General features: G+C 70.4%; 15 protein-coding genes. 9 read left to right on the forward strand and 6 right to left on the reverse strand.

The window, feature by feature from the left end; translation table 11 throughout:
- The first annotated feature begins 5 nt into the window (after positions 1–5).
- The 6 genes from ACWD3I_RS41200 to ACWD3I_RS41225 are packed head-to-tail and all read left to right on the forward strand — an operon-like array spanning position 6 to position 9,018.
- Complete coding sequence (locus ACWD3I_RS41200) at positions 6–845, forward strand: carbohydrate ABC transporter permease (RefSeq protein ID WP_365397248.1); 840 nt, start codon at positions 6–8, stop codon at positions 843–845.
- Complete coding sequence (locus ACWD3I_RS41205; RefSeq protein ID WP_365397251.1) at positions 842–3,766, forward strand: glycoside hydrolase family 2 TIM barrel-domain containing protein; 2,925 nt, start codon at positions 842–844, stop codon at positions 3,764–3,766. The genes ACWD3I_RS41200 and ACWD3I_RS41205 overlap by 4 nt, the downstream gene beginning before the upstream one ends.
- 35 nt (positions 3,767–3,801) lie before the next feature.
- Positions 3,802–5,625 carry a LamG-like jellyroll fold domain-containing protein gene (locus ACWD3I_RS41210; RefSeq protein ID WP_365397254.1) on the forward strand — a complete coding sequence of 608 codons (1,824 nt, stop codon included), beginning with the start codon at positions 3,802–3,804 and terminating at the stop codon, positions 5,623–5,625.
- 20 nt (positions 5,626–5,645) lie between these two features.
- Positions 5,646–7,313 carry a PHP domain-containing protein gene (locus ACWD3I_RS41215; RefSeq protein ID WP_365397257.1) on the forward strand — a complete coding sequence of 556 codons (1,668 nt, stop codon included), beginning with the start codon at positions 5,646–5,648 and terminating at the stop codon, positions 7,311–7,313.
- A complete protein-coding gene (locus tag ACWD3I_RS41220) occupies positions 7,313–8,164 on the forward strand; it encodes a hypothetical protein (RefSeq protein WP_365397260.1) in 852 nt (283 codons plus the stop codon). Before ACWD3I_RS41215 ends, ACWD3I_RS41220 begins: the two co-directional genes overlap by 1 nt.
- 23 nt (positions 8,165–8,187) lie before the next feature.
- Positions 8,188–9,018, forward strand: a complete 831-nt coding sequence (locus ACWD3I_RS41225) for a PaaX family transcriptional regulator (protein ID WP_365397263.1) — start codon at positions 8,188–8,190, stop codon at positions 9,016–9,018.
- Here ACWD3I_RS41225 and ACWD3I_RS41230 read toward each other — a convergent pair.
- Genes ACWD3I_RS41230 through ACWD3I_RS41245 form a run of 4 tightly spaced genes read right to left on the reverse strand, consistent with a single transcriptional unit; the run spans position 9,009 to position 12,790 of the window.
- Positions 9,009–9,464 (reverse strand): MaoC family dehydratase, encoded by a 456-nt coding sequence (locus ACWD3I_RS41230; protein ID WP_046256236.1) that lies wholly within the window; start codon positions 9,462–9,464, stop codon positions 9,009–9,011. The genes ACWD3I_RS41225 and ACWD3I_RS41230 overlap by 10 nt on opposite strands.
- Positions 9,461–10,975 (reverse strand): acyl-CoA synthetase, encoded by a 1,515-nt coding sequence (locus ACWD3I_RS41235; protein WP_365397266.1) that lies wholly within the window; start codon positions 10,973–10,975, stop codon positions 9,461–9,463. Before ACWD3I_RS41235 ends, ACWD3I_RS41230 begins: the two co-directional genes overlap by 4 nt.
- A 10-nt stretch (positions 10,976–10,985) precedes the next feature.
- Complete coding sequence (locus tag ACWD3I_RS41240; RefSeq protein WP_365397269.1) at positions 10,986–11,870, reverse strand: amidohydrolase family protein; 885 nt, start codon at positions 11,868–11,870, stop codon at positions 10,986–10,988.
- Between the two features lie 2 nt (positions 11,871–11,872).
- The gene (locus tag ACWD3I_RS41245; RefSeq protein WP_365397272.1) at positions 11,873–12,790 is read right to left on the reverse strand and encodes an SDR family NAD(P)-dependent oxidoreductase; all 918 of its coding nucleotides are present in this window, start codon (positions 12,788–12,790) and stop codon (positions 11,873–11,875) included.
- A gap of 220 nt (positions 12,791–13,010) precedes the next feature.
- On the opposite strand from ACWD3I_RS41245, the gene ACWD3I_RS41250 reads away from it, so the two are divergent.
- The 3 genes from ACWD3I_RS41250 (at position 13,011) to ACWD3I_RS41260 (ending at position 15,657) form a co-directional block, all read left to right on the forward strand.
- Positions 13,011–13,436: a MarR family winged helix-turn-helix transcriptional regulator gene (locus tag ACWD3I_RS41250; protein ID WP_365397275.1), complete on the forward strand. Its 426-nt coding sequence runs from the start codon at positions 13,011–13,013 to the stop codon at positions 13,434–13,436.
- An 89-nt stretch (positions 13,437–13,525) separates the two neighbouring features.
- Positions 13,526–14,899: an alpha/beta hydrolase family protein gene (locus tag ACWD3I_RS41255; protein WP_365397278.1), complete on the forward strand. Its 1,374-nt coding sequence runs from the start codon at positions 13,526–13,528 to the stop codon at positions 14,897–14,899.
- Positions 14,896–15,657, forward strand: coding sequence for an IclR family transcriptional regulator (locus ACWD3I_RS41260; protein WP_365397281.1), 762 nt, complete (start codon positions 14,896–14,898; stop codon positions 15,655–15,657). The genes ACWD3I_RS41255 and ACWD3I_RS41260 overlap by 4 nt, the downstream gene beginning before the upstream one ends.
- Before the next feature lie 36 nt (positions 15,658–15,693).
- Here the strand turns inward: ACWD3I_RS41260 and ACWD3I_RS41265 are convergent, their stop codons facing one another.
- Both ACWD3I_RS41265 and ACWD3I_RS41270 read right to left on the reverse strand, forming a co-directional pair.
- Positions 15,694–18,870: a caspase family protein gene (locus tag ACWD3I_RS41265; protein ID WP_365397284.1), complete on the reverse strand. Its 3,177-nt coding sequence runs from the start codon at positions 18,868–18,870 to the stop codon at positions 15,694–15,696.
- Positions 18,857–19,291 (reverse strand): effector-associated constant component EACC1, encoded by a 435-nt coding sequence (locus ACWD3I_RS41270; protein WP_365397287.1) that lies wholly within the window; start codon positions 19,289–19,291, stop codon positions 18,857–18,859. The genes ACWD3I_RS41265 and ACWD3I_RS41270 overlap by 14 nt, the downstream gene beginning before the upstream one ends.
- Positions 19,292–19,567 lie beyond the last annotated feature (276 nt).

A 19,567-nucleotide genomic window follows, 5' to 3' on the forward strand; every position in this document is an offset into this window, starting at 1 on the left:
GCGCCATGTCATCCATCAAGGGGTCCCGCCGCAGAGGGATCGCGCTGCACCTCCCGCTGATCCTCGGCACGCTGATCTCGGCCTTCCCGTTCTACTGGGCCGTGATCATGTCGACGCACAGCTCCTCGGAGATCTTCTCCTACCCACCGAAGCTGCTGCCGGGCACGCACTTCCTGGAGAACGTCCGCAATCTCTTCGACGCCATCGACTTCTTCGGGTCGATGTGGAACTCGCTGCTGGTCGCGGCGTCGGTGACCTTCCTGGTCCTGCTCTTCGACTCCCTCGCCGCGTTCGTCTTCGCGAAGTTCGAGTTCCCCGGCAAGAAGCCGCTGTTCGGGCTGCTCATGGTCATCTTCATGGTGCCGGCACAGCTGTCGGTCATCCCGCAGTTCGTCCTCATGGCGAAGATCGGCTGGATCGGCTCGATGACCGCGCTGATCGTGCCGGCCGCGGCCAACGCCTTCGGCATCTTCTGGATGCGCCAGTACATGAGGACCGCCATCCACGACGAGCTGCTCGACGCCTCCAGGCTCGACGGCGCGAACTTCCTGCGCCAGTACTGGCACGTGGCGCTCCCGGTGGTCCGCCCCGGTCTCGCCTTCCTCGGCATCTTCACCTTCATGGGGCAGTGGAACGACTTCGCCTGGCCCCTGATCGCTCTCACCAACCCGGACAACGTGACCCTCCAGGTCGCGCTGTCCCAGCTCAACGGCACCCACGGCACCACCGACTACGGCATCGTGATGACCGGCGCCCTGCTCGCCCTCATCCCGCTGCTGATCGTGTTCGCGGTCGGCGCCAAGCAGATCATCGGTGACCTCGCGAAGGGAGCCGTGCGCGGATGACGAGCGATCCCCTGCTCGCCCTGCGTCCCTGGGAGGCACCCGAGGTGACCTCCTGGGGGCGACTGCCCATGAACGCCGTCGACCGGCGCTCCGGAGCACTCCCCCTGGACGGCGACTGGAACTTCCAGCTGCTGCCGGCTCCGGACACGCCGGTCGGCGGTCCGTGGTCGACGGCGTACGTGCCGGGTGTCTGGACCATGCAGGACACCGACGACCTTCCCCAGTACACGAACATCCGTATGCCGTATGCGGAATTCCCGCCCCTGTCGCCTGTATACAGAAACCCGACGGGTGTGTACGAGCGCACGGTCGACATCCCCGCCGAGTGGTCCGGCCGCCGGATCGTGCTCCAGGTCGGCGCCGCCGAGAGCGTGCTGCTCGTGCAGGTGGACGGGCGTCCCGTCGGCATCTCCAAGGACTCCCACCTCGCCGCCGAGTTCGACCTCACGCCCTTCGTCCGGCCCGGCGAGCGCGCCACCGTACGCCTCACCGTCGTGAAGTGGTCCGACGCCTCGCACATCGAGGACCAGGACCAGTGGTGGCACGGCGGCATCACCCGCTCGGTGCTGCTGTACGCCATCGACCCCCTGCACCTCGCGGACGTGACCGTACGGGCCGCGTACAGCGGTGAGCTGCGGGTCGACTGCCGGGTGCGGGACACGGCCGGCGCGCTGCCCGACGGGTGGTACGTCACCGGCGAGCTGGACGGGCAACTCCTGTCCCAGGACGCGGAGTTCGACCGCGCCAACGTCGAGGACGAGCGGGTCTCCGACTTCCTCGGCGAGGTACGGCTGCACACCATCGTCCCCGATGTGCGCACCTGGAACGCCGAGGCGCCCGAGCTGTACGGCCTGACCGTCCGACTGCACCGCGCCGACGGAACGGTCGCCGACACCTCGTACCACCGCATCGGCTTCCGCGACGTCGAGATCGTCGGCCGCAACCTCCTCGTCAACGGCGAGCGGGTGTACATCCGCGGCGTGAACCGGCACGACTTCCATCCGCTGACCGGCCGGACGGTGTCGTACGACGACATGCGCGCGGATCTCGTCCTGCTGAAGCGGTTCGGCTTCAACGCGATCCGCACCGCCCACTACCCGAACGACCCCGGGCTGTACGACCTCGCCGACGAACTCGGCTTCTACGTCGTCGACGAGGCGGACATCGAGTCCCACGACCACGCCCACGAGATCGCCGACGACCCGCGCTATCTGAACGCCTTCGTGGACCGGGTCTCGCGGATGGTGCTCCGCGACAAGAACCATCCGTCGGTGATCATCTGGTCGCTCGGCAACGAGTCCGACTACGGCGCCAACCACGACGCCGCGGCGGGCTGGGTGCGCCGGCACGATCCGACGCGGCCGATCCAGTACGAGGGTGCCGCCAAGCTCGACTGGGCGGCGACCGACGACGCCTCCGACATCGCCTGCCCCATGTACGCGCCGCTGGAGGACTGTGTCGCCCACGCCCTGTCCGGCGAGCAGACCAGACCCCTCATCCAGTGCGAGTACTCGCACGCCATGGGCAACAGCAACGGCACGCTCGCGGACCATTGGGCCGCCATCGAGTCAACGCCAGGACTTCAGGGCGGGTTCATCTGGGAGTTCTGGGACCACGGCATTCTCCAGCGTGTGAACGACGGAAGACCGGTCGGGCGTGGGGGCGCCGGGCTCTATGACAACGGTGTCGCCGCGCCCGGCCATCGCTGGGCGTACGGCGGCGACTTCGGCGAGACCATCCACGACGGCGCCTTCATCGCCGACGGCGTCGTCTTCCCGGACCGCACTCCCAAGCCCGCGATGTACGAGCACCGCGAGATCGCGGCGCCGCTGCGTATCGAGTGCTTCAGGCACGAGGGCATCGTGCTCGGCAACCATCAGCACTTCCGCGGCCTGGACTGGCTGGCCGGCGAGTGGGAGCTGTCGCTCGCCGACGGTGACACGGTGACCGCGCCCGCCGAGCTGCCGGATCTGCGGCCCGGTGAGACGGCGGTCGTACCGCTGCCCTTCGAGGTACCGCGTGCGGGCGGCGAGGCCTGGCTGACGCTCAGGGTGACGACCGCGCGCGACGAGGCATGGGCGCCACGGGGCACGGTGGTGTGTCTGCCTCAGGTGCGGCTGCGCGAGGCGGCCCCGGTCCCCGCATCCGCGGAGAACCGTTCCGTCGAGGTCGACGCCGAGGGGCTGCTGGTCCACCCCCTGCTCACCGCCGCCCCCACCTTGTCCCTGTGGCGGGCGCCCACCGACAACGACGAGCTGGGCGGCATGGCGCTGCGCTGGCGGACCTGGGGGCTCGACTCGCTCGTCCGCAAGGCGGTGTCGGTGCGGGAGGCCGACGGTCGGGTGACCGTGGTCGCGGAGTACGCCGGCACCCTCGGCGTCGTGCGGCACCGGCAGATCCTCACGCCGGTCGAGGGCGGCGTCCGGATCGACGAGGAGGCCGAGCTGCCGGCGGAGTTCGACGACGTGGCGCGGGTCGGGTCGGTGTTCGAGACGGTGGCGGGCCTGGACCTGCTGGAGTGGTTCGGACAGGGGCCCTGGGAGTCGTACCCCGACCGGAGCGCGGGCGCGCCCGTGGGTCATCACCGCGTGCCGGTCGACGAGTTGTTCACCCCCTATCTGCGTCCGCAGGAGAGCGGCGGTCGCCACGGTGTACGGCGCTTCACGCTCTCGGCGCCCGACGCGACCGGGCTGACGGTCGCGCTCGACGAGCCGCGGCAGGTCTCCGTGACCCGCTACCGGGCCGAGGACCTCACCTCCGTCACCCATCACGACCAACTGGTGCCGCGTGCCGGGTGCGTGGTGCACCTCGACGCGGCCCACCGGGGTCTCGGCACGGCTTCGTGCGGCCCCGACACCTTCCCCTCCTACCTGGTCGCACCGGGTGTCCACCGCTGGAGCTGGACCCTGCGCGCTCTCTGAACTCCACCGGATTTCACCCCTTTTACGGAGCACACGTGTGCACTTCGCATGAGCACGGGTCCGAGCATGCCCAGGCGGGCGCCGGACGCCGCAGTTTCCTGAGGGCCACCGCGCTGCTCGGCGCCGCCGCCACGGCCGGCGTCGCGCTGCCGAGCGTGGCCGAGGCCGCCACGCAGAGCCGTTGGCGGCCCGACACCGACAGCCGGCGCTTCACCCTCGCGGTGATGCCCGACACGCAGTACCTCTTCGACGGGCCGAGCATCGACAAGGCACCCGTCGAGGCGTCCCTGCGCTACCTGTTGGAGCACGGCAAGGACGAGAACCTCGTCTTCCTGTCCCACCTGGGCGACCTCACACAGAACGGTGCGGCGGCCGAAGTCGCCGCGATCAGCGAGGCGTTCGAGCTGCTGGACCGGCGCGGTGTCGGCTACAGCGTCCTGGCCGGCAATCACGACGTGAAGTCGTCGACGGACGACCAGCGCGGCTCGACGCCGTATCTGGACGCCTTCGGGCCGGACCGGTTCAAGGGCAGCTCCACCTACGGCGGAGCCTCCTCCGACGGATACAACACCTTCCACCTCTTCCAGGCCGCGGGCCGCGAGTGGATGGTCCTGGCGCTGGACTGGCGACTGTCGGCGAAGGGGTACGCGTGGGCGAAGGACGTCCTCACCCGGCACCCGAGGACACCCGTCGTCCTCACCACCCATGAACTGGTCGTCGAGGACGACACCCTGTCGGACTACGGTCAGCAGCTGTGGGACCGGCTGATCGAGGACCACGACCAGATCTTCCTCACCCTCAACGGCCACTACTGGCCCGCCGGCCGCGCAACCCGCGAGAACGCGGCGGGACATGACGTCCACCTCCATCTGACGAACTACCAGAACCGCTACTTCGGCGGCGCGGCGATGATCCGCCTCTACCGTTTCGACCTCGACCGCAACGTCATCGACGTCGAGACGGTCTCGCCGTGGATCCTGGGCCGGGCGGGGAAGGGTCTCAACGAGCTGGAGCGGCAGGAGATCGAACTCAGCGGTGACGCCGACCGGTTCACGGTCGAGGTCGACTTCGCCGAACGGTTCTCCGGCTTCGCTCCGGTGCCCGCGCGGGCGGAGCGTCCGGTGTCACGGCTGCTGATACCCGGCACGCTGGCCTACTGGCGCTTCGAGTCGGCGGCGAAGGACACCGTCCGTGACCTGTCCGGCCGCGGCAACGACCTCTCCCTGGTCACCGTCGGCGGCGGCACGCTGGGCTGGTCCGCCGACCACCACCCCGATCAACCCGGGCACGGCAGCCTGGAGTTCCAGGGCTACAAGTCCCCGCTGAAGGGCGCGTATCTGCGCACGGTCGACGGCGCCCCGATCAACTCGGCGACCTTCAAGGCCGGTTACACCATCGAGGCCTTCTACCGGCTCCCCGCCGACTGGGACCCCTCCCATCACGCCTGGTCCGGCATCGTCAGCCGCACCGGCACGGGCGGCGCCGCCGGCAAGACGGGCGACGACCCCGACGAGCCGCTGGCCACACTGTCGCTGTCCAACGACCGCGAGCCGCAGTGGGCGATGCGCCCCCTCAACCAGCAGGGCATCGCCACCAACTGGGGCCAGGAGACCCCGTTGGAGACCTGGTGGCACCTCGCGGTCGTCAACGACGGCAGGCACACCACGCTCTACGTCGAGGGCTGCCCCGTGGTCCGCAATCCGAAGGCCACCTCGATCGGCATCGCCTCCGTCGGACTCCCCTGGCTGCTGGGCGGATACGAGTACGGCGGGAAGATCGACCAGATCCTGCACGGACGCCTCGGTGACGTCCGCGTCGTCGAACGGGCGCTGCCCGTCACCTCCTTCATGACGCACTGACCCCCTTCTCGAGGATCACCATGACCGAGCAGCAACTGCCCGACTGGGCCGACCCTTCCGTCTCGCCCGCCGCACTCGATCCGCAAGGGCTGTCCAGGCGCGGACTCCTGCGCCGCGCGGGCCTGTTCGGCGCCGCCTTCACGCTCGGCTCGGCCGCCGTGCCCGCCGCCGCCTCCCCGCAGCGCTTCGGCGGCGACGACCCGCGCCTGGCGTATCTGGTGGGCGACCACCACGTCCACTCCGTCTACAGCCACGACGCGAAGTACACGTTCTCCCAGCAGGCCAAGGCCGCCGCAAAGTACGGCCTGGACTGGATGGTGTTCAACGAGCACTCCAACTTCGGACATGCCTCCTACGGCGCGAAGCTGGAGCACGAGGAGATCCTCGAGGCGCGTGCGGAGAACCCGCGTCAGCTGATCTTCCAGGGTCTTGAGTGGTACATCCCGGCGGCCGAGCACTGCACGGTGTTCGCGGCGCCCGGCCCCCACGAGGTGGACCTGCTCACGCAGTTCGAGCTCGCCTACGACGGCAAGCTGCTCGGCTACACCGACGGCTCCGCGGGCGGCGCGGACACCGCCCGCAACGAGGCGCACGCCGTCAAGGCGATCAAGTGGCTGGCCGAGCAGCGCCGTTCGGGGTATGTCGACGATGTCCTCGTCCTCGCCAACCACCCCCTCCGCCTCGGCATCGACTCCCCGCACGAGATGCGCAACTGGCGGGACGCGGCCCCCGAGATCATGATCGGCATGGAGGGTGCACCGGGCGCCCAGGGCGCGGCCATCCCCGGCTGGCGCGGCACGACCTCGATCCGCGGCGAGTACGAGAACAAGCCGTCCGCCCAGTCCTGGTCCGGCTATCCGGCGGACGCCTACCTCACCTACGGCGGCTTCGACTGGGCGACGGCGACCGTCGGCGGGCTGTGGGACGCGCTGCTGGCCGAGGGCAGGCTGTTCTCGATCACCACCAACTCCGACAACCACCGGACCGTCTTCGACACCTGGAAGAACGGCGACTGGCCGGCCGGCCAGAACTTCGACAACACCGGCAGGCTCCCCGACCCGGTGAACACCGACACCCCGCAGCCCGGCAGCGACTTCTGGCCCGGCCAGTTCAGCCGCACCCACGTGGGCGTCACCCGCTACGGCTACCGCGCCGTCATGGCGGGCCTGCGCGCGGGCCGTGTCTGGCTGGACCACGGGCATCTGCTCGACGGGCTCGACGTACGGGTCAAGCGGGACTGCGACGCCGGTCGGGGCGTCACGCTGGGCGGCCGGCTGCGTGTCCGCAAGGGCGAGAGGATCAGCCTGTACGTCACCGTCACCACCGCCTCCCGCCCCAACGCGCAGGGCATCCTGCCCGAGCTCCGGCATGTCGACGTGATCCGGGGTGCGGTGCGCGGCGCGGTCACCGACCGGGACAGCTGGAAGGCGCCGGACACCAAGGTCGTACACACGAAGGACGTGTCGGGCCGCAAGGGGACGTACACCCTGCGCATCCCGCTGACCGCCGGGGACGAGTCCTTCTACGTCCGGCTGCGCGGCAGCGACGGCAACCGCCATGGTGCGGGGTACCTCGGTGCCTCGATCGACCCGAACGGTCCGATCCCGCACGAGCCCGGGAACGGTGACCCGTGGGCGGATACGTGGTTCTATGCCAACCCCGTATTCATCGACGTGGCAGGTGCCTGATGAAGCGTCATCTCCTCACCCTGGGCTGCTTATGGGGATCACTCGCGCTCGGAGCGGCGGGCACCGCGTCCGCTACCGGTGAACCCCACTGGGTCGAGACCGGCACCGCGTACACGGACACGCTCGGCGGCGGCCAGGGGGTGGCGAGCCACGCGGACGGCTCGCTGCTGTACCGGGGGCTGACCGACATCCCGCTGGACCTGCGGCTCAAGGGCTGGAACCACGTCGGTGACCCGGACATCGCGCATGGGTACACGTTCGACGCCTACCAGGGTCCGGACACGGCCACGTCGAAGATGTTCGCGGTCACCACACCGGCCGGGAAGCGCTACGAGTACGTCCACCGGCTCAACCCGGGCGAGAAGCTGAACAACTCCTTCGCGGCCGTCTCGCCGGACGGGCAGTGGCTGGTGTCGGGCGAGTGGGGCGACCAGAACAGACTCCAGGTCTTCCCCGCTCCCCTGCTCAACCCGGCCACCCCGCCCACCGGCGGGGCGCTGAAGGAGGCCTGGCAGATCACCCTGGACAAGCCGGTGCGCGACATCCAGGGCTGCGACTTCGTGACGGACACCCGGCTGGTGTGCGCCTCGAACGACGCCACGGGCACGCTGTTCCCCGAGATCCGCCCGCTGCTCCAGGTCGACCTGCCCCGCAGGCTCGACGGGCAGCCGGTCACGGGAACGGTGAAGAGTCTGTTCGCCCTGCCGCAGCGCAGTGTCTGCACGGGCACCTTCGAGACGGAGGGCGTCGACCACGACGCGCACAGCGGCACTCTCCGCGCGGAGATGATTCCGCCGGGCGTGTGCGCGGTGAGCACGGCGGTGTACTCGTACCGGCAGGTCACAGGCTGATCGGGGCGAGGTACGGTGGCCGCGTGACCACGGAAGAGTCGCTGCGGCCCCAGTCCCTCATGCTCACGTTCCTGGGCGACCAGGTGCTCGGGCGTGACGTGTGCGTGTACTCGGGCAGCGTCATCGACGTGTTCGCCCGCGCCGGGATCGGCGAGCAGGCGACGCGCTCGACGCTGACGCGGATGGTGAACCGCGGCCTGCTGCGCCGCCAGCGCGAGGGCCGCCGCATGTACTTCGGGCTGACCGAGCACTCGGAGGCCGTGCTGCGCGACGGTGAGCGGCGCATCTGGCAGACCGGCGCCGTCAACCGGCAGTGGGACGGCACCTGGACGCTGCTCGGCTTCTCGCTCCCCGAGTCCTGGCAGCGGCAGCGCCATGACCTGCGCTCCAAGCTCACCTGGAGCGGCTTCGGCCCGCTCTTCAGCGGTCTGTGGATCGCGCCCGGCGAGGTCGACGTCGCGGAACTCGTCGCCGACCTGGGCCTGTCCGCCCATGTGAAGGTCTTCCGCGCGCACGCCGACACCGGCATGGACATCGGTGCGATGATCGAGGAGACCTGGGAGCTGGCCGAACTCGCCGAGCGCTACGGGCAGTTCGTACGGCGCTGGCAGCCCTGGGAAACCCGGGCGCCGGAAGCCGACGAGGCCCTGGCTCAGCGGCTGCTGCTCCAGGCGGAGTGGCTGCGGGTCATCCGCCGCGACCCCCGGCTGCCGGTCAAGCACCTGCCGGACGACTGGCCGGCCGAGCAGGCGGAGAAGACGTTCCGCGCGGTGCACGAGCGGCTGACTCCGCTTGCGCGGGACGCTTCGGAACGTCTCCTCGACCTGGTGCCCGTACGCCCTGATCAGGCGTAGAAGCGGGACAGGCTCTGCAGCACGGCCGCCGGCTTGGCCCCGCCCTCGATCTCGATCGTGCCGTCGACGGTGATCTGCACCCCGCCCGCGACGTCCTCGACCTCGGCCAGCCTGCCGACCAGACGGATGCGCGAGCCGACCTTCACCGGCGAGGGGAAACGGACCTTGTTCAGGCCGTAGTTGACCTTCGTCGTGACGCCCTGGACGTCCAGCAGCTCGGTGAAGAGCGGGATGAAGAGGGAGAGGGTCAGATAGCCGTGCGCGATGGGGGCGCCGAACGGCCCCTCGGCGGCCTTCTCCGGGTCGACGTGGATCCACTGGTGGTCACCCGTGGCGTCGGCGAACGTGTTGATGCGCTCCTGGGTGACTTCTATCCACTCGCTGGTTCCGAGGTCGCTGCCCGCCAGCTTCTTGAGTTCGTCGATGCCGTTCACGGTGATGCTCATGAGGTTCCTTCGCTGTTGCCGTACCGGGTACGGACACGGGACTTGAGGAGCTTCCCGGAGGCGGTGCGCGGAAGTTCGTCCGCGATGACCACCGACTTCGGGATCTTGTACTTGGCGAGGCGGCCGGAGAGGGCGGCGAGCACCTCGTCGGCGTCGAGCGAGGCGCCTTCCCGGGGCACGACCACCGCGCGCGGCACCTCGCCCCACTTGTCGTCCGGCACGCCGATGACCGCGCACTCGACGATGTCGGGGTGGGAGAGGAGCAGGTCCTCGATCTCGGCGGGGTAGACGTTCTCCCCGCCGGAAATGATCATGTCCTTGATGCGGTCGACGATATGCACGTAACCGTCCTCGTCGACCCGGGCGGCGTCCCCGCTGCGGAACCAGCCGTCCGCGAAGGAGGCGGCCGTCTCCTCGGGCAGCCCCCAGTAGCCGGGCATGACATGCGGTCCGCGGACGTGGACCTCGCCGGTCTCGCCGACGTCGGCGGGGGTGAGGTCGGGCCTGACCACCCGTACGTCGCTGAAGAAGTGCGGTACGCCCGCCGAGCCCGCCTTGCTGAGCGCGTGCTCCGCGTCCAGGAACAGCGTGCCGGGGCTCGCCTCCGTCATGCCGTAACCCTGGAGGAAGGTGAGACCTCGCTCCTGGTAGGCGGCGATCAGCGGTGTGGACACCGGGGAGCCGCCGCAGGTCAGGATCCGCAGGGAGGAGAGGTCGGCGTCGGCCCAGCGCGGATGCCGGGCCACCTGCTCGAACATCGTCGGCACCCCGAACATGAAGGTGATCCGGTGCCGTGCGATGAGGTCGAAGGTGGCCGCCGGGTCGAAGGCCTCGACCAGGACGCAGGATCCGCCCTTGAGCAGGACCGGCAGCGTCAGCATGTTCAGCCCGGCCGTATGGAACAACGGGGCGGAGACCAGGGCGCGTTCGTCGGCGATCAGGTCGGTGTCGACGAGGACGTTGATCGCGTTCCAGGTCAGGTTCCCGTGGGTGAGCATGGCGCCCTTGGGGCGGCCGGTCGTCCCCGAGGTGTACATGATGATGCAGGTGTCGTCCGGGGTGACCGGCTGGTCGATGGCCTCCTCGGAGGACGACGCCAGCGCCTCCTCGTACTCGGCGCCGACCTCGACGTACATGCGCACGTCGGTGCTGCCCGGGAGGCCGGCGACCAGCCCGGCGTGGGACGGCCCGTAGACGAGGGCCTTGGCCCCGGAGTCGGCGAGCTGGTAGGCGATCTCGGGGCCCGCCAGTCGGGTGTTGAGCGGGACGAAGACCGCGCCGAGGGTGCCTGCCGCGAACAGGGTCTCCAGGTAGGAGGGGTGGTTCGGGCCGAGGTAGGCGATGCGGTCGCCGCGGCGGACGCCCCTGGCGCGCAGGGCGTGGGCCAGGCGCGTGGTTCGTGTATGCAATGTGCGGTAGTCGGTCGACTGTTCGCCGTGGACCAGAGCCGTGCGGTGCGGGGTCTTGCGGGCCCGGCGTGCGGGCCATGACCCCAGTCCCTCGTTGCGCATGCGGGGCCCCTTACGGCTTCGTCAGCCCGAGCAGACGGGCGGCGTTCTCCTTGAGGATCTTCGGCTTGACCTCGTCCTTGATCGACAGCTTCTCGAAGTCCGCGAGCCAGCGGTCGGGGGTGAGGACGGGGAAGTCGGAGCCGAAGAGGACCTTGTCCTTGAGCAGGGTGTTCGCGTACTGCACCAGCTGCGGAGGGAAGTACTTCGGCGACCAGCCGGACAGGTCGATGTGGACGCCCGGCTTGTGCGTGGCCACGGCGAGGGCCTCGTCCTGCCAGGGGAAGGACGGGTGCGCCAGGATGATCTTGAGGTGCGGGAAGTCGGCCGCCACGTCGTCGACGTGGAGGGGGTTGGAGTACTTGAGCCTGATCCCGCCGCCGCCCGGGACTCCGGCACCGATGCCCGTCTGCCCGGTGTGGAAGAGGGCGATCGTGCCCGTCTCCTCGATGACCTCGTACAGGTCGTACGCCACCGAGCGGTCGTTGGGGAAGAAGCCCTGGATGCTGGGGTGGAACTTGAAGCCCTTCACCCCGTACTCCTCGACCAGGCGACGGGCCTGCTTGACCCCCGCCTTGCCCCGGAAGGGGTCGATGGAGGCGAAGGGGATCAGCACGTCGGAGTTGGCGGCGGCCGCCTCGGCGACCTCCTCGTTGGGGACCGGCGCGGTGCCGGTCGCCGATTCCGCGTCCACCGTGAAGATCACGGCGGCCATCTTCCGCTCGCGGTAGTAGGCGGCCGTCTCCTGAAGCGTCGGCTTCCGCTTGCCCTCGACCTTGAAGTAGGCGGAGGAGGCGTCGTGCAGGTCGTCGTCCAGGGAGGAGTGGCCCTTGGAGGACACCTCCGCGTGGGTGTGGACGTCGATCGCGACGAGGTCCTCGACGTTGAGGGTCGCCATGGTCACGCCTCCGGGAACTTGGGAGCCGGGATGCCGACGGACTGGAGTTCGGCGCCGACCGACGTCGGGAAGGCGTCGGCCAGCGTGTCGGGGGTCCAGCCGCCGTCGGCGTAGGCCGTCCTGATCTCCTGCGGATGCGACCAGAGTGCCACCTTGTCGCCGCCGATGCCGATGGCCTGGCCGGTGATACCGCGGGCGGCCTCGGAGGCGAGGAAGGGGACGAGGGCCGCGCAGTCCTCGGGGGTTCCGAAGCCCTCGCCCTTGCGGAGGAAGTCGGGGAGCGGCTCGCCGTTCCTCATGGCCTCGATGTACGGGGCGAAGGCGGGGATCGTCTCGGTCATCGCGGTCGCGGCGACCGGCACGATCGCGTTGACGGTGATGCCGGCGCGGCCCAGCTCCATGGACCAGGTGCGGGCGAAGGCGGCGATGCCGGCCTTGGCGGCGGCGTAGTTCGTCTGCCCGAAGTTGCCGCGCTGCCCGGCCGGGGAGCCGACCAGGATCAGGGAGCCGCCCTCGCCCTGCTCGCGCATCCGGACGGCGGCGGCGCGGGCGCAGGTGAAGGTGCCCTTGAGGTGGGTGGTGATCACCGCGTCGAAGTCGTCGTCGGTCATCTTCCAGAGCACCTTGTCGCGCAGGATGCCCGCGTTGGTGACCAGGATGTCGATCCGTCCGAATTCCTCGACCGCCCTGTTCACGAGCCGCTCGGCGGCCTCGGTGGTGCCGACGGGGACGACCTCGGCGACAGCGCTGCCGCCGGCCTCGGTGATGGACTTCACGGCCGCCTCGGCCACCGCCTCGTCGACGTCGTTGACGACCACGGACGCCCCGTGGGCGGCTAGGGCGTGGGCATAGGCGAGGCCGAGGCCCCGGCCGCTGCCGGTGACGACGGCGACCTTGCCGGAGAGATCGATGCTGGGCACGGGGGAAGTCCCTTCACGAGCTGATGCGGGTGGTGCGGAGGCCGCCGGGCGGCTCCGCTGCCGAGATCGAAGCTAAGAGCAATAATTGTTGACGTCAATAGTTGTTGATGACCTACGGGTGCGTCATGCTGGAATCTGCACGACAGACCGACCCAGGGAGCCCGCCATCACAAGCCAGCACGTCACGAACCCGAATCTGATCGACGCGGACGAGCCGTGGATGCGCGGGCTGCACGCCGACGCGGGCTATCTGCTGTACCGCCTGGGGCTGCGCTCGGGGCAGTTGTTCAACGCGTTCCTGCAGGAGTCGGGGCTGCGGCTGCGCCACTACGCGGTGCTGCGCTTCCTCGCCGGTTCCGACGGCGCGCTGCAGCGCGAGCTGAGCAATCGGCTCGGTTACGACCCGAGCGCGATCGTCGGCCTGGTCGACGACCTGGAGAAGCTGGGCTTCGCCGAGCGGCGCCCCTCCCCCGACGACCGCCGCAGCCGGATCGTCGTCCTGACCGAGGACGGCCGCGCGTTCCTGCGCGACACCGACGAGGCCGGCCGGCGGGTGACGAACGAGCTCCTGGACCCGCTGGACGCCACCGATCGGGAGGCCCTGCACGGGCTGCTGCTGCGGATCACGGAGGACGGGATCAATTGATGTTGTGCAAGTGATTGACGGCAATACGAGAGTTGCCTAACTTCACTCGCGTCCCGCACTCCCGCCCCCGCATCGGAAGGGACCCCGCGTTGAGAACCCCCACCGCTCTCGCCGTACTGACCGCGACCCTGTGCACAGCCGTCGCCGTCCCCGCCCAGGCCGCCGCCACGGACACCCACCTCGATGGCCAACTCCCCTCGGGTGCCAAGTACTTGATGGACGTCCCCGCCGACTGGAACGGCACCGTGCTGCTCTACAGCCACGGCTACCGACCCGCCGGGGCACCCCTGGCCGCGCAGAACGCGCCCGGTTCGGCCACCCTCACCAAGCTCCTCGACGAGGGCTACGCACTGATCGGCTCCTCGTACGCGACGAACGGCTGGGCGATCACGGACGCCGTGCCGGACCAACTGGCCACGCTGGACCTGTTCACGGAGAAGTTCGGCAAGGCCAGGGAGACCATCGCCTGGGGCACGTCGTACGGCGGTTTCGTCACGACGACCCTCGCCGAGCGGCACGCCGACCGGTTCGACGGCTCGCTGTCGATGTGCGGACTGGTGCAGGGCGGTGTCGCGAACTGGAACAGCACCCTGGACCCGGTGTTCGCGCTCAAGACGCTGCTCGCGCCGGACGCCGACATCCAACTCACCGGGTTCGCCGACCAGTCGGCGGCCGTCGGTGCCGCGAACGCGCTCTCCGCGAAGGTCGCCGACGCCCAGCGGACGCCCGAGGGCCGGGCCCGTATCGCGCTGGCCGCCGCCCTGCACAACATCCCCGGCTACAACGACCCCTCCCAGACCGAGCCGGCCGCCACCGACTGGAACGCCCAGCAGGCCAACCAGTACGCGGCGGTCTCCGGCCTCCTGAGTCTGCCCGCCTTCAGCTGGCGGCAGGAGGCCGAGAGCCGGGCGGGCGGCAACATGTCCTGGAACACGGGCGTCGACTACACGGCGATGCTCGCCCGGTCCCCGCTGTTCAAAGAGGTGACGGAGCTCTACAAGGAGGCGGGACTCACCCTGCGCGCCGACCTCGGGACCCTCAACCGCGCACCCCGGACATCCGCCGACACCAAGGCCGTACGGTGGATGCGGCAGACCAGCGCGCTCTCGGGCCGGCTCACCGACCCCCAGCTGAACATCCACACCACCGGCGACGCGCTGATCCCCGTCCAGGCCGAGAGCGCCTACCGACGGGCCGCCACGGCGGCACACTCCGGCAGGCTGCTCAGCCAGGCCTACGTCGACGGCCCCGGCCACTGCACCTTCACCACGGGTGAGACGATCGGCGCCCTGCGCACCCTGGAAGCCCGCCTGGACACCGGCCGCTGGGACGCCTCGCCGCAGGCCCTCAACGCCCGTGCCTCACAAGAGGATTCCACGACGGAACCCCGCTACGTGAGCTACCGCCCCACCGCCTACCCCCGCCCGTACGACCTCGCCCACCCGGGAGACGCCCGGCCATGACCCTCCGCTCTGCGCCCGACCGACTGCTGTCCGTGCTCGCCGCGTTCGACCACGAACACCCGGCACTGAGCCTCACGGACATCAGCCGGCGGGCCGGGCTGACCCTCACCACCGCCCACCGGCTCGTGGGCGCCCTCACCGAGTGGGGCGCCCTGGAGCGGGACGAGTCCGGCGTGTACCACGTCGGACTGCGGCTGTGGGAGGTCGCGGCGCTCGCCCCACGCGGGCTCGCGCTGCGCCAGATCGCGCTGCCGTACCTGGAGGACCTCTACGAAGCCACCCACGAGAACGTGCAGTTGGCCGTGCGGGACGGCGCCGAGGTCGTCTACATCGAGTGGCTGTCGGGCCGTTCGTCGGTCGGCGTCCACATCAGGGTCGGCGCCCGCTGGCCCCTCCACGCCACCGGCGTCGGCCTCGCCCTCCTCGCGCACGAGAGCCCGGAGTTCCAGGAGCGGTACTGCGCGGGCCCGTTGACCTCCTTCACCCCGTACACCATCACCGACCCGGCACAGTTGCGCCGGGTCCTGGCCGACGTACGGCGCACGGGGGTGGCGGTGAGCGACCGCCAGGTCACCGACGACGCCCTGTCGGTGGCCGCCCCCGTACGCGGAACGGGCGGGGCGGTGGTGGCCGCGGTGTCGATCGTGGTGCCTCAGGTCGACGCACAGGTACCGGTGTTGGTGCCGGCGGTGCGGGTCGCGGCGCGGGGGATATCGCGGGCGTCGGGGTGGCGGCCGGAGGTGGGTGCGGCGGGGTGACCCTCCTGGCCGCGGAATCCGGGCGCGGCCGTGGTGTCACCGGTGGAGCCATCTGGTGTTCCTGTTGCGGCTGTTCGCCTCTTCCAGCAGGAGGGCCTGGTCGGGCATTCCCTCCTTGCGCAGGGCGTCGGCCAGGGCCGCCACGTCCGAGACATGGGATCGCCGTACCGCCTTCTGGACGACCCTGGCGGCCATGTCGTCCATCCGGGCACCGCACAGTACGGCCAGAACATCGGGCAGCCATCCGTTCAGCGGACGTCGTCGCACAGCGGCGGAGACGACCCACTCCGCGTCATAAGCCCGTTGCCGGGCAACGAGTGCGATGAGAAGCTCTCCCAGTTCGTGCGGCTCCAGAGTGCGCGCCGCATCGGTCAGGGCGGACGCCCGGAAAAGGCCCGCGGCCTGCTCGAGGACCCCGTCGACGGCCACGCCGCCGCTCCAGGCGTCCGGCTTCGCCGCCGCGCGCCGGATCCGCATCGCGTCCCCGCGTGACAGTCCCGAGGCGCGCAGGGCCTCCAGCACGGCGAGCAGGTCCGGTCGGTGACGGAGCCCGGAGAGCACGGACGGATCGGCGGAACGTCCACTGCGGACCAGCACGCGGTGCACCTCCACGATCCGACTCGAATCCACGCTCCGCATGAGTGCGCACAGCTCATCGGCGATGTGCGGAGCATGTCGCGCGTCTTCGAACAGCTGGGAGAGCAGTTGCGCGGCGTCCTCGTGCTTGGCCAAGGCTGTTCCGAGCACCCAGAGCAGCGGGTCCTGCTCCTTCGGCCCGGGCGGGCCGGGACGAGAGTCCCTGAGCGCCACGATCAGGACCAGCAACGCGGAGACGGGCACGAGGACGAGGCCCTCCGCCACGGCACCTGCCAGGTGGCTCCTGAGCACAGCGGCGCGAAAGACGGGCAGATCCGGCTGGAGTACGCACGTGGTGACGCGTACCAGCACCGGTAGGTCGAGACGGGGGACGGTGGCGATGAACCACGATCTCGGTTCGGTCACCGCGTGCTCGGGCCGCCCGGCGGGCGGACGCCGCCGGCCGACGCGCATCAACTCCAACAGCGTCTCCTCCAGGCGGGATTGCTCATGCCCGGCGAGCAGAGCGAGGAGCCGTTCCGCGTCCGCCTGCCGCCCGCTCCCCCAGTACTCCACGAGGAGCGGCACCAGGTGCTCGGACCGTGCCGAGGAGGCGATGTGCGCGTAGAGGGTGTCCACGTCGACTTCCCCGGCGATCAGGGGGAGTCGAGCGAGGAGGTCCTCCGCGGGGTTGCTCAGGAGGTCGTCGAGTATCCGCGCCGCCTCCCCGCGGGCGCCGTGTCCGCGCAGCGCGGCAACGAGTGCGATCCGGTCCACGACAGGGCGTTCGAGAGCCCGTTCCACGAGTCTCGCCGCCTCGTCGCCCCGCCTGAGGTGCAGCGCGTGGATCAGGAACGCGGCGTTCTCGAGATCCGCGTCGGCGGCCTCGGTGAGCACGCTCAAGGCGTCCAGCGGCAGGCCGTATCTGCGCAGTGCCGTGCTGAAGGCCAGGATGTCGGCGGCGCTCCGGCCGTCGCCGATCGCCCATCGCACGACCGTGAGGAGACCGGTGGGGCGAGTGCGCCGGATCTTCTCCATGATGCGCAGCACGTGGTCCGCGGAGGCTGTGCCCAGCAGGTCGCGGGCACTCTCGTCGGCCCAGTCGAGGCTTGCGATGCGCAGGGCGAGCGCCCAGTCCACCGGACCCGCGTCACCGGAGACGCCGAGAAGGGCGCCGAGCAGTGCCATCGCCGGTTTCCGTGCCCCGTTCTCCGCCATGGAGCGCAGCAGCCAGGCCGTCTCCTCCGCGGGACGCGACGCGGCGAGTGCTCCCGGAAGGGCCGCGTACAGCTCGTAGGCGGCGTGGTGGGCGCCGTCCGCCAGCAGGGCGTCGGCTACCCCGACGTACATGGACAAGGGACGCAGCGCGATCACTTCGCGCAGGATCGTCAACGCCTCGTCGCCGAGGCCGTGTCGATGCAGCGTGGTCACCAGGTCGGCCGAGCGCTCGGGCCCGCTCTCCAGGAGGGCGACGCGCACCAGGCGTCGCGTCATCCACGGCCCCTGCTCGCGCAGCCTTCCCGCCACCTGCGCGACGGTGACAGGGCCCCTGTGGAGCAGGGCTCCGAACACCGTGTCGATGACCTGCGCGGCACCCAGCTGATCGAGGACGTGCAGGCACGCGGCGGCTTCCTGCGCGAGTCGGCCCGCCACGGCGTGGCAGGCGACGGTCGTCTCACGGCCCATTCCCACGTGGTCGAGCTCGATCAGCAGCGCCGCGGTCTGTTGTTCGGGCCAGCGCGCCACGACAGCACAGAGCACGGTGTCCACGTCGGTGCCGGCCGGCGGCCTTCTTGCCAGCACATCCAGTTGTTCGACCAGCCCCGGCACGGTCTCGTGGAGCAGACCCTCGTATCCGTCCGGCAGACCCATGGCGGGAGACGCGGAGACCGGGCGCCCCAGGGGGCCGGCATGTGCCCGGTTGCGCACGAAGGTGATGCGGGCACCGGCGTTCCGGGCTCGCTGCTGCGGCACGGGGCCGCCGGTGGCTCTGAGGGCACGGTCCACCGCGCGGTAGATGGTGTCCATGTCCAGCAGGTCCCCGGCCCGCGGATCCCCCTGCTCCAGTACTCGGACGAGCTCCCCGGTGAACAGGGTGTACCGGGCGCCCACCGGCGCCATCGAGGTCCGGTTCTCCGCGGAGGAGGTCATCAGGAACGTGCCGTCGACCTCCGCGAAGTCGGCGACGCCGGACGGCCCCATGAAGCCCTTCAGGGCACGTCCGCTGAAGCACGTGTCGAGGATGACCACCTTGTGGGTGGCCTTGCAGGCGGTGAGGATCACGGACCGGACGCGGTCGTACGACAGGGCCCGGTAGAGGTGCTCCCTGGAGGTGTCCGGGAGCGCCAGTTGCAGCGCGTCGGGCTGGTCGGGCAGGCCGTGTCCCGCGAAGTACAGCAGGAAGGCCTCTTTCGCCTCGGAGGCCGCCTTGTGCACTGCGTCGAGCACGTCGCGTTCCGACACCGGGTCCAGCAGGACCCGGCAGTGCTCCTCCGCCAGCCCCCACAGGCCGGGGTCGCGCAGCAGTTCGGCGAGACGCGCCACGTTGTTGGCGACCGCGGGGAGCGGGTCCAGGTGGGCGTAGTCGCGTACACCGACGATGACCGCGCGCGAGGCGGACGGATCAGGCTGTGCCATCGCCGCGCGCGCCCGCCTCGCCTCCGCGGACCGTTTCCCCCTCGTCGTCCGGTGCCGCTGACGCCCCCGGCTCACCGTTCGTGTTCTCCCGCAGCGCGGCCAGGATGCGCTCCAGCGCCTCGGGGCTGTCGTCCCTCACCGTGAGCGTCGCGCCGCCCGGGAGGGTGACGGTGAGGCCGGGTGGGGAGGACCGGGTGGAGCGCCAACTCGCGTAGGCGATCGCCAGGTTGAGCGCGGCGATGCCCTGGCTCACCACGATCTCGATGACAGCCGCCGGGCCCATCGTTCCGGGCCACGGAACGGACAGACGCCGGATCTCGGCGGTGCGATGCAGTTCGGTGTCGCCTACGAGCCAGTCGTGGAGTTCGTCGGCGAGCAGCTGCCCGTCCTCGTGCCCCGGAGCGGCGATGACAACGCGCATATGACCCTCTCGGCCCTCGGCAACGGCTCGCAGGCGATTGTAGGACGGCGTCCGGCGCCTCACCTGGGAAATGACCGCGCCGTACACATCCGTGCCGCTCGGGAACCGCCGCGGTCGAGACGGCGGCGATCGTCCCGACCAGGTGCCCAAGACGACGCATGGCCACGGGCGTTGGTGACCCGCGACGCCGCTCGCACGGGGGCGCGGACGCTCCGCCCACTGAGCGGCGGCACATATCCCTCTCACCGGCGAGGCCGGGCCCCGCACCCGTCGCGA

It is taken from the genome of Streptomyces sp. NPDC002817, assembly GCF_053592055.1.

Coding starts and splice junctions, on each gene's coding strand:
- ACWD3I_RS41200 (WP_365397248.1), top strand. CDS start 6: ATGTCATCCATCAAGGGGTCCCGCCGCAGAGGGATCGCGCTGCACCTC.
- ACWD3I_RS41205 (WP_365397251.1), top strand. CDS start 842: ATGACGAGCGATCCCCTGCTCGCCCTGCGTCCCTGGGAGGCACCCGAG.
- ACWD3I_RS41215 (WP_365397257.1), top strand. CDS start 5,646: ATGACCGAGCAGCAACTGCCCGACTGGGCCGACCCTTCCGTCTCGCCC.
- ACWD3I_RS41220 (WP_365397260.1), top strand. CDS start 7,313: ATGAAGCGTCATCTCCTCACCCTGGGCTGCTTATGGGGATCACTCGCG.
- ACWD3I_RS41230 (WP_046256236.1), bottom strand. CDS start 9,464: ATGAGCATCACCGTGAACGGCATCGACGAACTCAAGAAGCTGGCGGGC.
- ACWD3I_RS41235 (WP_365397266.1), bottom strand. CDS start 10,975: ATGCGCAACGAGGGACTGGGGTCATGGCCCGCACGCCGGGCCCGCAAG.
- ACWD3I_RS41240 (WP_365397269.1), bottom strand. CDS start 11,870: ATGGCGACCCTCAACGTCGAGGACCTCGTCGCGATCGACGTCCACACC.
- ACWD3I_RS41250 (WP_365397275.1), top strand. CDS start 13,011: ATGCGCGGGCTGCACGCCGACGCGGGCTATCTGCTGTACCGCCTGGGG.
- ACWD3I_RS41260 (WP_365397281.1), top strand. CDS start 14,896: ATGACCCTCCGCTCTGCGCCCGACCGACTGCTGTCCGTGCTCGCCGCG.
- ACWD3I_RS41265 (WP_365397284.1), bottom strand. CDS start 18,870: ATGGCACAGCCTGATCCGTCCGCCTCGCGCGCGGTCATCGTCGGTGTA.
- ACWD3I_RS41270 (WP_365397287.1), bottom strand. CDS start 19,291: ATGCGCGTTGTCATCGCCGCTCCGGGGCACGAGGACGGGCAGCTGCTC.